The organism is Bradyrhizobium sp. MOS001 (genome assembly GCF_004634465.1).
Lineage (GTDB): Bacteria > Pseudomonadota > Alphaproteobacteria > Rhizobiales > Xanthobacteraceae > Bradyrhizobium > Bradyrhizobium barranii.
Genome location: NZ_SPVJ01000002.1, coordinates 26,137 through 39,798 on the forward strand (window position 1 = coordinate 26,137; position 13,662 = coordinate 39,798).

General features: G+C 66.1%; 10 protein-coding genes. 7 read left to right on the plus strand and 3 right to left on the minus strand.

Going from position 1 to position 13,662, the window contains the following annotated elements; translation table 11 throughout:
- Positions 1 to 20 precede the first annotated feature (20 nt).
- The 7 genes from CT676_RS03550 to CT676_RS03580 all read left to right on the plus strand — a co-directional run bounded on the left by CT676_RS03550 (position 21) and on the right by CT676_RS03580 (position 9,242).
- A complete protein-coding gene (locus CT676_RS03550; protein ID WP_028151918.1) occupies positions 21 to 803 on the plus strand; it encodes a succinate dehydrogenase iron-sulfur subunit in 783 nt (260 codons plus the stop codon).
- A 193-nt stretch (positions 804 to 996) separates the two neighbouring features.
- Positions 997 to 3,153, plus strand: coding sequence for a hybrid sensor histidine kinase/response regulator (locus tag CT676_RS03555; RefSeq protein WP_135213893.1), 2,157 nt, complete (start codon positions 997 to 999; stop codon positions 3,151 to 3,153).
- Positions 3,154 to 3,205: 52 nt separating this feature from the next.
- Positions 3,206 to 5,164, plus strand: a complete 1,959-nt coding sequence (locus tag CT676_RS03560) for an ABC transporter ATP-binding protein/permease (protein WP_135213894.1) — start codon at positions 3,206 to 3,208, stop codon at positions 5,162 to 5,164.
- A 222-nt stretch (positions 5,165 to 5,386) separates the two neighbouring features.
- The gene (locus CT676_RS03565; protein ID WP_167767930.1) at positions 5,387 to 6,211 is read left to right on the plus strand and encodes an FkbM family methyltransferase; all 825 of its coding nucleotides are present in this window, start codon (positions 5,387 to 5,389) and stop codon (positions 6,209 to 6,211) included.
- 22 nt (positions 6,212 to 6,233) lie between these two features.
- Positions 6,234 to 6,620, plus strand: a complete 387-nt coding sequence (locus CT676_RS03570) for a VOC family protein (protein WP_028158603.1) — start codon at positions 6,234 to 6,236, stop codon at positions 6,618 to 6,620.
- Positions 6,621 to 6,704: 84 nt separating this feature from the next.
- The gene (locus CT676_RS03575) at positions 6,705 to 6,947 is read left to right on the plus strand and encodes a hypothetical protein (protein WP_063980365.1); all 243 of its coding nucleotides are present in this window, start codon (positions 6,705 to 6,707) and stop codon (positions 6,945 to 6,947) included.
- 186 nt (positions 6,948 to 7,133) lie between these two features.
- Positions 7,134 to 9,242 carry an OmpA family protein gene (locus CT676_RS03580; RefSeq protein WP_135213896.1) on the plus strand — a complete coding sequence of 703 codons (2,109 nt, stop codon included), beginning with the start codon at positions 7,134 to 7,136 and terminating at the stop codon, positions 9,240 to 9,242.
- A 54-nt stretch (positions 9,243 to 9,296) separates the two neighbouring features.
- On the opposite strand, the gene CT676_RS03585 is transcribed toward CT676_RS03580, so the two are convergent.
- From CT676_RS03585 to argG, 3 genes are all read right to left on the minus strand, one after another.
- Positions 9,297 to 10,253, minus strand: a complete 957-nt coding sequence (locus tag CT676_RS03585) for a homocysteine S-methyltransferase family protein (RefSeq protein ID WP_071908688.1) — start codon at positions 10,251 to 10,253, stop codon at positions 9,297 to 9,299.
- A gap of 104 nt (positions 10,254 to 10,357) precedes the next feature.
- Positions 10,358 to 12,115: an alkaline phosphatase gene (locus tag CT676_RS03590; RefSeq protein ID WP_135213897.1), complete on the minus strand. Its 1,758-nt coding sequence runs from the start codon at positions 12,113 to 12,115 to the stop codon at positions 10,358 to 10,360.
- 118 nt (positions 12,116 to 12,233) lie between these two features.
- Positions 12,234 to 13,571 (minus strand): argininosuccinate synthase, encoded by a 1,338-nt coding sequence (gene argG / locus CT676_RS03595; RefSeq protein WP_085402962.1) that lies wholly within the window; start codon positions 13,569 to 13,571, stop codon positions 12,234 to 12,236.
- Positions 13,572 to 13,662 lie beyond the last annotated feature (91 nt).

Genomic DNA, 13,662 nt, shown 5'->3' on the forward strand with positions numbered 1-13,662 from the left:
ACAGCGAAAGCTTTATCGAAATGGTTGAATTCGCACTTCCGAAGAACTCCAAGATCACCGGCGGCAAGACCTGGCCGAAGCCGGCGGGCGCGACAGACGTTCGCGAATTCCGCGTCTATCGCTGGAATCCGGACGACGGCAAGAATCCGAGCGTCGACACTTATTACGTCGACACCCATGATTGCGGTCCGATGGTGTTGGACGGCCTGATCTGGATCAAGAACAACATCGACCCGTCGCTGACCTTCCGCCGCTCCTGCCGTGAAGGCGTCTGCGGCTCCTGCGCGATGAACATCGACGGCCAGAACACGCTCGCCTGCACACGCTCGATGCACGACGTCAAGGATGGCGCGGTCAAGATCAACCCGCTGCCGCACCAGCCGGTCGTGAAGGACCTCGTTCCTGACCTCACCAATTTCTACGCGCAGTACGCTTCGGTCGAACCGTGGCTGAAGACGACCTCGCCGACGCCGCAGAAGGAATGGCGCCAGAGCCATGAGGACCGCGAGAAGCTCGACGGCCTCTACGAGTGCATCCTCTGCGCCTGCTGCTCGACCTCGTGCCCGAGCTATTGGTGGAACAGCGATCGCTATCTCGGCCCGGCCGCCCTGCTCCAGGCCAACCGCTGGGTCTCCGACTCCCGCGACGAGGCGACCGGCGAGCGGCTCGACAATCTCGAGGACCCGTTCCGCCTCTATCGTTGCCATACCATCATGAACTGCGCCAAGGCCTGCCCGAAGGGCCTCAACCCGGCGGAAGCCATCGCCGAGCTCAAGCTCAAGATGGTCGAGCGCCAGATTTAGCCCGCCTTTGTCGCCTTGATCCCCCGGCCGGGACGGCCGGGGGATTCTACGGCCGCCGCGAATTCAAGGAGATTGTTCTCCCGGCCCGCGCCACGCGCGAACTTCCGGATTGCAACCTCCGGTTCCATCGACAAGCCGCTTCCTTCCCAGCGGGAATTTCAAGTAAGCTCTCCGGTCACGGACCGGAGCGACTGTGCAGGGCGCGCAACGCAACTCGCTGAGACTGTTGCAGTGGATGATGGCGGCATCCCTGGCGCTGCCGATTGCACTGTTCGTCTTCACTTCCACGATCTCCTACACGTCGACAAAGGACATCGCCGACCGCGAGATCGAGCGCACGCTCGATGTCGCCCATGAGCACGCGCTCAAGGTGTTCGAGACCATCGACCGCAGCCTTGCCGAGCTCAACGAGGTCGTGCGCAGCCTCCCCGACGAGGTCATCCGCTCGCGTGAACCGGCGCTGCACCGGCGCCTGAAACGGCTGACCGATGCGCTGCCGCAGCTCAAATCGGCCTGGATCTTCGACGCGAACGGGAAATCGCTGGTCAACAGCCTCGCCTCGCCACCGCAGGATCTGAGTTTTGCGGACCGCGATTACTTCTACGCCCACGTCGACCAGAACATTGGCACGTTCGTCGGCGCGGCCCTGACGCCGCGTCCGCCCTATCAGGGAGCACGCTTCTTCGGCATGAGCCGGCGCCGCGAAGCCGACGATGGCAGCTTCATCGGCGTCATCCAGGCCTCCGTCCTGCCGGAATATTTCGAGAGCTTTTATGCCAGGATCGGCTCTGATCGCGGCAGCTTCTTCGCCATGGGACGCACGGACGGCGTGGTGCTCACCCATTTTCCCCGGCTCGACCGCGACTTCCGGCTCGATCCGACTGGGCCGGTCGGGCAGCAGATCGCCGCTCACCCCGAGCAGGGCCTCATCACCATCGCCTGGCCGTCGGACGGAATCGAGCGGCGCGTCGGCTACAGACGCGTCGCCGAATATCCGATCTATGTCAGCGCCGGGCTCGAGACCTCGGCGATCCGCGCGCGCTGGCTCGCCACCATGGGCCAGCATCTGGTGTTCGGCATTCCCGCCACGGCGCTGCTGTTTCTGCTGCTTGCGCTCGCGTTCCGGCGCACCCAGCATCTCCACGCCGAGGCCACGGCGCGACGCGAGGCCGAGGAGGCGCTCAAGCACAGCCAGCGGCTGGAAGCGCTCGGCCAGCTCACCGGCGGTGTCGCGCACGACTTCAACAATCTCCTCACCGTGATCCGCGCCTCGGTCGACCTGTTGAACCGGCCGCAGCTGAGCGAGGAGCGGCGGCAGCGCTACATCAATGCCATCGCGGACGCGGTCGCGCGCGCCGCCAAACTGACCTCGCAGCTGCTGGCGTTCGCGCGGCGCCAGACCCTGAAACCGGAAGTGTTCGACGTCGGGGAGCGGATGCAGTCGCTGCACGACATGCTCGCCACGCTACTCGGGCCGGCGATCGAGATCGGAATCCGGCTGCCGACCGAGCCCTGTCTCGTCAAGGCCGATGCCGGCCAGTTCGAGACGGCTCTGATCAACATGGCGACTAATGCGCGCGACGCCATGCAGGGCAAAGGCAGGATCACCTTCGCCGTGCAGGCGGCGGCGACCGTACCCGATACATTGGTGCACGCCTCGGGCAGCCATGATCTTGCAGGCAGCGATGGCTTCGTCAGTGTCGCCGTCAGCGACACCGGCATCGGCATTCCCGCCGCACGATTGGAGCGCATCTTCGAGCCGTTCTTCACCACCAAGCAGGTCGGCCAGGGCACCGGTCTCGGCCTGTCGCAGGTGTTCGGCTTCGCCCGGCAATCCGGCGGCGAGGTGACCGTCGAGAGCGAGGTCGGCCAGGGCAGCACCTTCTCACTCTATCTGCCGCGCGTGCCGGCAGACCTGCTGCCGCAGCGGCAGGCGCCCAACACCGCACCGGCGGTGGCCGGCAGTGGCATGTCGGTGCTGTTGGTCGAGGACAATATCGAGCTCGCCAATTTCGCGGCCGACGGCCTCACCGAGCTCGGTTACAGCATCACTTTGGTGGACAACGCCACCGACGCGCTCGCCGAGCTCACCGTGGACGCAGAGCGCTTCGACGTCGTGTTCTCCGACGTGGTGATGCCCGGGATGACCGGGCTCGATCTGGCGCAGGCGATCCGCGACCGCGGCATTCGCGTGCCGATCGTGCTGACCACCGGCTACAGTCAGGCCCTCTCACAAGATGGCGCCGCCGGCTTCGATCTCGTGCAAAAGCCCTATTCGATCGAGGAATTGTCGCGCGTTCTCCATCGGGCCGCGCGGCTCCGGCCGGTCCGCGACGGCGCAGCCGAGTGAGGCTGGCGCGGAACCAACGGGAACCGATTGATTTGGTTCGCGTTATCCGCTCATGCACAAGCCGGCCGCAAAGCGCGAACAGGGCAGGAAGCCCCCCATTGTCGAGATCAAGGGCGAGAACGGCGACGAGGTCACGCCGCCGCCGCCGGAGGTTATTGAGCCCGATCCTGCACTCTCGCCCGAGGAGGCCGAGCAGGTTCGCAAGGACTATCTGCTGACGCGCTTCTGGATCAGCGCCCGCGGCTTCTGGGGCCGCAACGGCGACCGGCTGGCGTGGCTCTACTCGATCGGCCTCGTCGTGCTGATCGTCCTCACCGTCGGCTTTCAATACGGCATCAATGTCTGGAATCGCGCGATCTTCGACGCCATCGAGAAGCGCGAGGCGGCCACCGTCTTCCATCTCACGGCGGTGTTCTTCCCGCTCGCGATCGGCAGCATCGTGCTTGGCGTCGCGCAGGTGTTCGCGCGCATGGGAATTCAGCGCCGCTGGCGCGCCTGGCTCACGGCAAGCGTGTTGACGCGCTGGCTGGCCAATGGGCGCTATTATCAGCTCAACCTGGTCGGCGGCGACCACAAGAACCCGGAATACCGGATCGCCGAGGATCTGCGCATCGCGACCGATTCGCCGGTCGATTTCCTCGCCGGCGTCACGTCGGCGCTGTTGTCGGCTGCGACCTTCATCATCGTGCTCTGGACCATCGGCGGCGCGCTCACGGTCACGCTCGGCGGCTCTGCCATCACCATCCCCGGCTTCCTCGTCATCGCCGCGATCCTTTACGCCGCGATCGCCTCCGGTTCGATCCTGGTGATCGGCCGGCGCTTCGTGCAGGTCTCCGAGGACAAGAACCAAGCCGAGGCGGATTTCCGCTACACGCTGACGCGCGTGCGCGAGAACGGCGAGAGCATCGCTCTGCTCGGCGGCGAGGAGGAGGAGCGCGGCGGCATCGACCGCAATTTCACCAACGTGCTGCGGCAGTGGGCGCGTTTGGCCGGCCAGCACATGCGCACAACGCTGGTCTCCCAAGGCTCGAGCCTTGTCGCTCCCGTGGTCCCTCTCCTGCTCTGCGCGCCAAAATTCCTCGACGGCAGCATGACGCTCGGACAGGTGATGCAGGCGGCCTCCGCCTTCACCATCGTGCAGAGCGCGTTCGGCTGGCTGGTCGACAATTATCCCAGGCTCGCCGACTGGAACGCCTGCGCGCGCCGCATCGCCTCGCTGATGATGTCGCTCGACGGCCTGGAGCGCGCCGAGCAGGGCGACGGCCTCGGCCGCATCAAGCGCGGCGAGACCGGCAACGACGCCATGCTGGAGATGAAGGATCTCTCCGTCACGTTAGATGACGGCACCGCCGTCGTCGGCGAAACCGAGGTGGTGATCGAGCCGGGTGAGCGGCTGCTCGTCGCCGGTGAATCCGGCACCGGCAAGAGCACGCTGGTGCGCGCCATCGCGGGGCTCTGGCCATGGGGCGGCGGCAGCGTCAATTTCCATCCCGACCGGCGCCTGTTCATGCTGCCGCAGCGGCCTTACGTGCCGTCCGGCAGCCTGCGCCGCGCCGTCGCCTATCCCGGCGCCGAGGACGACTGGAGCGTTGAGGAGATCGGCGAGGCCCTGCACAAGGTCGGCCTCGACCACCTCAAGGAGAGGATCGAGGAAGAGGGACCGTGGGACCAGACGCTGTCAGGCGGCGAGAAGCAGCGCCTCGCCTTCGCGCGGCTGCTGCTGCACAATCCCGACATCGTCGTGCTCGATGAAGCGACCTCCGCGCTCGACGAGAAGAGCCAGGACAAGATGATGCAGATGGTCACCGACGAGCTGCCGAAGGCGACCATCGTCAGCGTCGCCCATCGCGTCGAGCTGGAAGCCTTCCACAGCCGCAAGATCGTGCTGGAACGCCGCAAGGGCGGCGCAAAACTCGTCAGCGATATCGACCTGATCCCGCGCAAGGGCAAGCGCAAGCTGCTTGGGCGATTCCTGAGGCAGCGCAAGGCGGCGCCGAAAAAGGCGGCGTAAGAGGCTCTGTCGTCCCGGGGCGCGCGAAGCGCGAGCCCGGGACCCATAGCCACAGGATTGAGTTTGGCGAGGCCCCGTAGTTGCCAGTCCCATGTCACAACTCTTCCCTGGGGTTATGGGTCCCGGGCTCGCTTCGCGCCCCGGGACGACACCTGTGATGGAGCGTTGGAGTCCCCCGCAAAACCGGCTATGCATGCGCCGCTTGCAACGAGGATCGCCTGCTTGACGCCCGACAACGCCCCTTCATCCGCGCCGTTCGGCGCGTTTGCGCCGAACGCGGCGCAGGCTGCGATCATCCGCCTTGCGCAACAGTCGGGGCTGAAGCGCGGTGCGTTCCGCCCGTGGATGTCGCGGCTGGTCAACCTGATGCGCGGCGGGCCGATCGATGTGCAGTACCAGGGCGCCTCGTTCCGCTTCTATCACCAGGGCAGCGCGACCGAGCGCGGCGCGCTGTTCAATCCCGACTACAATCTCGACGAGCTCGACTTCCTGCGCCGACACACCCCGGCAGGCGGCGTGTTCGTCGACGTCGGCGCCAATGTCGGCACCTTTGCCCTGGTGATGGCGCAGCAGGTCGGCGCCAATGGCAAGGTGGTCGCGATCGAACCGCATCCGATGACGTTTGGACGGCTCTCGTTCAACCACGCCGCGTCGAAGACGACGCAGGTGCGCCTGGTGCAGGCTGCCGCCGGTGACAGCGACGGCGAGCTCATGATCGAGAGCGGCGGCGGCAATCTCGGCGCCACGCACGTCGTCACCGGCACGGCCAGCGCGGAGGCCATCAAGGTGCCGTCGCTGCGGCTGACGCGCATTCTGGACGAGGCCGGCGTCGGCCAAGTCGATTCGCTCAAGATCGACGTCGAGGGCTTCGAGGACCGCGTGCTGATCGGCTTCTTCCGCGACGCGCCGCAATCGCTGTGGCCGCGCGCGGTGGTGATCGAGCATCTGTCACAAAACGAATGGCAGCAGGATTGTATCGCTGACATGGTCGCGCGCGGCTTTGCGATCGCGCGCAAGACACGGAGCAATACGTTCCTGTCGCGCTAACCGTGAGCAAGGGAGATTTGCGATGATCGACCATTTGGGTTTTTCGGTCTCCGACTATGAGCGCGCGAAAGCGTTCTACGCCAAGGCGCTGGCACCGCTCGATTACAGCCTGATCATGGAGGTAACGGCGGAGCAGACCGGCCACGCCGCAGCCGCCGGCTTCGGCGCCAACGGCAAGCCGGACCTCTGGTTCGGTGCGGAAGGCGCGATGAACAAGCCGGTGCATATCGCGATTCTCGCCAAGGATCGCGCCACGGTCGATGCCTTCTACAAGGCAGCGATTGCCGCCGGCGGCCGCGACAACGGCGCGCCCGGCATCCGCCCGCATTATCATGCGAACTACTACGGCGCGTTCGTGCTCGACCCTGACGGACACAACATCGAGGCCGTCTGCCACGCGCCGGAATAGCGCGCGTTCAGGCACGACACGACAAGGAACATCGGCGCGGCATCATCGTTGTCATTCTCCAGACAACTGACCTCGATGATGCCGATGCCGATCGAACCGCCCGAGATTCCACCGTCGACGCCCGGCACTCCCACCGAGCCGCCGCCTGGAATTCCGCCGGGCAATCCGCAGCCTGAAATCGCGCCGCCCGTGCGCGAGCCCGGCGAATCACCGCGGCCCGACGAATTGCCGGGCCACGTGCCGGAAGAGATTCCATCGCGCGGACAGAACGGACCGCTGACGCCGAATCCCGCGACGGATGCAAGTTCGCTGCGCGATCATATGTGAGGCGAAGCATCACATATGAGGCAATTGCAACCTGCGTCTGAATGCGCAATGAACGTCACCATAGTGAGGTGATTTGCGTGCAGAAATAAATCGGGCCGCGACCTCTTCGCCCGCCACATTCCGGCCTAACGCGTAGCCGTTCATCCCGACACTTCGTCAAAGAACCTTCCGGGGAAGTTCACCATCATGACCAACCTTCGTTTCGTGCTGCTTGCAACGACGGCTCTGACCGCGATGCAATTCGCAAGCTCCGCATCGCATGCGCAAAGCGCGCCACCGCTCGTGGTCGCGCAGGCGCAGACACCACCACCAGAGACCGACAAATCGAAGCAGCCTCCGAAGGAAGCACCGAAGGGACCGCCGCCTGGCGCACGTCCCGCAGCACCACCTCCTCCGGCCGCGGCACCGCCCGCAGCTCCTGCGCGCCCCACGGCGCCGCCGCCCGCGGCTGCACCTCCGCATCCTCCCGCTCCGCCGCCGCCGGCCGCCGCGCCGTCGCGCCCGACTCCACCACCGCCTCCTCCGCCTGCGGCACGTCCGGCACCTCCGCCTCCGCCGCCACCCCCACCGCCGGCAGGTCCCAAGCAGCCGTCGCCGCCTCCGGCTGCGGCACCCCAGCAGCATGCGCCTGCGCCAACTCCGCCGCCCCCGGCCGCGCAGCCGCACACGCCGACGCCGCCTCCCGCCGCAGCTCCGCCTGCCGCGCGTCCCGCTCCGACTCCGCCGGCAGCAGCAACGCCGCCCGCAGCAGCTCCCGCACGTCCGGCACCGGCACCGGCACCTGCGGCTACGCCGTCGCCTTCACCGGCCGCGCCTGCGGCCCGCCCTGGCGCGGCTGCACCGACCGCCACGCCTACTCCGACGGCAACACCTGCGCCGACAGCAACGCCGGCACCGGGCGCCACGCCCGGCGCACCGCCGACTGGACGCCCGGGCACCCCGCCGCCCGGCGGACGTCCCGGCACGCCTCCGGCTGCAGGATCACCGACACCGGCCCCCGGTGCCGCGCCCACTCCAACGGCCACGCCGGCCCCCGGTGGCGCTCCGACGCCGCTGCCCGGCCGTCCCGGCGCAGGACCGACGCCCGCCCCCGGCGCAGCCCCGGCAGCGACGCCGACCCCTGGTCAACAGGGTGGAACGCCTCCCGCGGGCGCGCCCGCCGGTGCCGCAGCTCCGAGCACAGTCCCGGGCTCGGCGGCCGCAACGCCGCCGCCCAACCGGGCGCAATTCGCTCCGCCGACGGTTACGCCTGCCTTCCAGGCAAGGCCGACAGTCGTCGCACCGCTGCCACCTCCGCCGCGCCCGCCGCAGCGTGACCTGACACCGCTCGCGATCGGTGCGGGCGTGGTGGCCGGTGCCGTGATCGGAGCCACCATTGCCGACCTGCACAACCAGCGACGCGAGGCCATCGAAGGCGGCCGCACCGTCTACACCGAACCGGATCGCATCATCATCCGCGATCCGGGCGGGCAGGCCTACGTCCGCGGCAACGACCTCTATCGCTTCCGCTATGGCGCCCGCGACATCCGCACCGACACCGTCGGCGGCGAAACCCGCACGGTCGTGATCCGTCCTGATGGCAGCGAGGTCATCACCGTGGTCGGTCCCGACGGTTCGTTGCTGCGGCGAATCCGCAGGGACCCCGGCGGGCGCGAGATCATCATCATCGACAACAGCTACCGCGATCCGCGGTCGGTCGGCGGCTTCTATGTCGATGCGCCGCCGCCGGTCGTGAACATTCCCTACGATCGCTACATCGTCGACGCCGAGGAAGCATCGCCGGACCTGATCTACCAGACCATGGAGGCACCGCCGGTACAGCGGATCGATCGGCGTTACACGCTCGACGAGATCCGCTACAGCCCCAATGTTCGCATGCAGATGCCGAGCATCGACGTCAACACGATCACCTTCGAGACGGGCTCGTGGACCATCCCGCCGGACCAGGCGGCCCGGCTGCAGGGGATCGCCGACGGTCTCAACCGTGCGATCCAGCGCAACCCGCGTGCGGTGTTCCTGATCGAGGGACACACCGACGCGGTCGGCAACGAGGTCGACAATCTGTCATTGTCGGATCGCCGTGCGCAGTCCGCGGCCGAATTGCTGACCCAGCAGTTCGGGGTGCCCGCCGAGAACCTGACCTCGCAGGGCTATGGCGAGCAGTATCTGAAGGAGCAGACGCAAGGACCGAGCCTGATCAACCGGCGCGTCACCGTCCGCAACATCACGCCGCTGCTCAACGGTGGCCAGGCCTCGCTGCCGCCGCCCCCGCCCGGCACCGCGCCGCCGCGCTGAGGCGAAGCACAAATGCAAAATGGCCGGGAGCAATCCCGGCCATTTTTGTTTGGATCAGGCGCCCGCTGCCTGAAGCGGCACGCAGGCAGCGCAGATGGCTGCGGCATGCCTGTGATCGGTGCCGCAGCAGCCGCCGAGCAGTTGCATGCGCGGGAATGCCCGCCTGAGCGCCACATAACGGCGGCCAAGATCGGCGGGATCGCCGCTGTCGAGCACCTCGGACTCATCGAGCTCGGCATGACTCTTGGCCGACGCATTGGCCCTCACGCCATGAATGCGTTCGACCCATGGCTCGCCGGCTTGGAGGGCACTCTCGAAATGGGTCGGATGAGCGCAGTTGATCAGGAAATATTCGCAAGCACGTTCCGTTGCACGATCGACGATTTCGATCGCTTCCCGCAGGGTCTCTCCCCTGACCAGGCAACCGTCAGTTTCGACCGTGAAGGAGATGGCAACCGGGATCGCGTGCATCTTTGCAGCACGCACCACGCCGATGGCTTCATTGACGCTGTTCAGCGTGAACGCGGTGACCATGTCGGCGCCTGCCTCGGCGAAGGAGGCGATCTGGGACGAATGATAGTCCATCGCCTCCATCGCATCCATGTTGCCGGCCTTGTAGCCGTCGCCCCGCGGACCGATCGCACCGTTGATCACGCAGGGCAGGCCGGAGGTCTCCCATGTGCCGCGCAATTCCTCGAGAAAGCGAACTGCGCGCATGTTGATGGCCTTGAGCGCGTCCGCATCGTAGCCGAGCTTGGCACCCCAATCAGGATTGGCGCGCCAGGTCGGGCTGTCGAGCACGAAGCCGAGCCCATGCTGACGCGCGATCGCAAGATAAGCTTCGTAATACTGCCTCAGATGCGAGCGGCCGGCCTCGCTCTCGAGCAACACGAAGGCAGCGAAGTGAGGAAGTTCCAGACCTTTGTGAAAGATCAGGGTGGTCTCCATGCCGCCGTCGGTCAGGAAGATGCCGCCGTGGCGCTGAGGCAGATTGTCTCTGTACTTCGCCATTGGTCGCTCCGTCGCTGCGAGGCCCCACTCATTCGGTCGTTTCAACCTCCTTCCGGTCTCATGCGAGGTGGTGCCGCATAATGTCGCGCGGCACGCGACTGCTCCTACTGCGCTGCGGCGAGTCCAAGTGCATCGACCATCACGCGAAACACCTCGGTGTTGTCCATCGAGCCGTGCACGCGCTCGCTGCCCGGGCCAGTGGCCGTCAGGATGACGTCCTCGCCCGAATGCACGCTGGCACCGATCATCGCCGACAGATTGCCCGGGCGCAGCACCGCGCCGGGGACGTCCTTGTATTTGTCGTTGGCCTTGAAGGTCCCGTCGTCGCCCGCTTTGACGGTCGGCTCGTTGGGATTGTCGAGCTTCGGCCGGAACGTCTCGTAGTGATCGGGCAGGCTGGCCGAGAAGATGGCGAGCCGGCGGCTCACATCGATGCGTGACGGATAGCCCTCGGCATCCGGCGCCGGATAATTGGGAAATCCGGCCTGCTCGTAGACGCCGACGCGCTCGCGCAGCGGCACGTTGGGCGTGGTGCCCATGTCGTCGTTCACCGTGCCGACAAGGCTGTTGGGATGATTGTGGTCCGCCAAGACCAGGATGAGGGTGTCGTCGCCGCGCGCCCGTGCCCATTCGCGCGTCTGGCGCACTGCGTTGTCGAGCATGATCGTATCGTAGACGGCGCGCTCCATGTCGAGGACATGCGCATACTTGTCGATCAGTCCGGATTCGACCATCAGGAAGAAGCCGGTCTCGTTCTTGGAGAGGATGTTCAGCGCTGCCTGCACCTGATCGGTCAGATCAGGCTGTTCAGGGAATTTCTTGACGCCGCCGCCCTTGAGGAATTTGCGGTCGAGCACGCCATCCATGTTGCCGGTCGCAAACAGGCCGAGCAGCTTGCTTGTCTCCGGCTTTGCGGCCGAGGCTCCGAGCTCGCTCGCAGTCGTCGCAACCTGATAGCCTGCGTCGCGGAACTTCGCGATGTAGTCGGTCTCGTCCTTGCGTTTGGAGCCGGTCGCGGACTTCGGCAGGAAATTCGCGCTGCCGCCGCCCATCAGCACATCCGGCTTCGCCGCGAGAAACTGCTCGACGATCTCGTCATAGGCGGCGCGACGGCGCGTGTGCGCGACCATCGCGGCGGGCGTGGCGTCTTCGATCTCGGTGTTGGTGACGATGCCGATCGCCATGCCGTGCCGCCGCCTGACAAGGCTGGTGATGGTTTCGACCCGGGGATCGTCGAACGGACTCGCGGTACGGTCCGCGTAAACACCCAGGGCGTTGACGGCGCTCTTGTGGCCGGTCGCATAGGCGCTCGCCGAGTTCGCGGAGTCCGTAATGATCGAGTCCGAGCCCGCGGTCGCCACCAGCGCCATGTGGGGCATGTCGTCGATCGCGAGCTTGCCGCGGCTCTTGCCTTCCGCAATCCCCTTCGACAGGATTCGCGCCGCGACCCGATGCGCCGGCGACATGCCGTCGCCGATGAACAGGATGACGTTCTTCGCCTTGCGTGGCCCCGTGTCGTAGACCGTCCATGCGATGCTGCGCTGCTGCGTGCCATCGCTGACATCCACCGTGACGGTGCCGGGCTTGGCCAGCGTGACGTCGCGCAAAATCAGCGCCGACTGGTCCTTGCCGTCCTCGCGATCGATGAAGGTCCCGCTACGTCCGAACGCGGCAGCATAGTCCGCGCCGTTCACGGTCACCTTCAGCCTGGCCGGATCGACCGGCCCGGGAAACTCGACCTTGAAGTCGAACAGGGCGCCGGCCAGGATCTCGGCACGATCGATCGGATAGATCGTCTGCGCCGACAGCGACGTTGTCCAACAGAGGGCGATAAGTGAGGCGAGTGCCGATCCCTTGACCATGCTCGATGCTCCGCAATCCGTTCCCAACAGGAACGGAAAGCTAGCGATCGAGAATGACACCGTCATTAAGTCGCGCGTCGCCCGGTCGGGCGACAAAAGGCCTCAGCCCAAAAAGGCCTCAGCTCTTGTCGTTCTCCAGCCGGAAGATCTGCGAGCCTTCGCTGCCCGACAGCAGGCCGGTATCCGTGTAGAGTTTCAGCTTGGTGCGCGTGTCGGCGATGTCGAGATTGCGCATGGTGAGCTGGCCGATACGGTCGGCCGGCGTGAATGCGGCGTCTTCCACCTTCTCCATGCTGAGCCGTTCCGGCGCATAGGTCAGGTTCGGGCTCTCAGTGTTGAGGATCGAATAATCGTTACCGCGGCGCAGCTCCAGCGTCACCTCGCCGGTGACGGCGCGTGCGACCCAGCGCTGCGCGGTCTCGCGCAGCATCAGGGCCTGCGAATCGAACCAGCGGCCCTGATACAGCAGGCGTCCCAAGCGCATGCCGCTGATGCGGTACTGCTCGATGGTGTCCTCGTTGTGGATGCCGGTGACGAGGCGCTCATAGGCGATGTGCAGCAGCGCCATGCCAGGCGCCTCGTAGATGCCGCGGCTCTTGGCCTCGATGATGCGGTTCTCGATCTGGTCGCTCATGCCGAGGCCGTGGCGGCCGCCGATCGCATTGGCTTCGAGGAACAGCGCGACGGGATCGCTGAAGGTCTGGCCGTTCAGCGCCGTAGGCTGGCCTTCCTCGAAACGCACCACGACCTTCTCGGCCTTGACGTTGCAGTCGTCGCGCCAGAACGGCACGCCCATGATCGGGTTGACGATCTTGATGCCGCTGTCGAGGCTTTCGAGATCTTTGGCCTCATGCGTGGCGCCGAGCAGATTGCTGTCGGTCGAGTACGCCTTCTCCGCGCTCATCTTGTAGGCAAAGCCCTGCGCGGTCATGAACGCCGACATTTCGGCGCGGCCGCCGAGCTCGTCGATGAACTGCTGGTCGAGCCAGGGCTTGTAGATGCGCAAGGATGGATTGGTCAGCAGGCCGTAGCGGTAGAAGCGCTCGATGTCGTTGCCCTTGAAGGTCGAGCCGTCGCCCCAGATGTTGACGCCGTCTTCCTTCATCGCCGCGACCAGCATCGTGCCGGTGACGGCGCGCCCGAGCGGCGTGGTGTTGAAATAGGTGATGCCGCCGGTCGAGATGTGGAAGGCGCCCGACTGGATCGCGGCGATGCCCTCGTGGACGAGCTGGGTGCGGCAGTCGACCAGCACCGCCTTCTCGGCACCGAACGCCTCGGCCTTGCGCGGGATCTCGTTGTAGTCGGCTTCATCGGGCTGGCCGAGATTGGCCGTGTAGGCGTAGCAGCGCGCGCCCTTCTGCTTCATCCAGAGCAGCGCCGCGCTGGTATCGAGACCGCCCGAAAAAGCGATGCCGACTTTCTCACCCTTGGGCAGGCTTTTCAGGATCGTGGTCATGGGGCTTCCAATCGGGTCTCAAGGGGCGGATGGCGTTCGTGGGTTGACCGCGCGAATATCAAATTTCGCGCGCCTCGGCACGCATTTAATG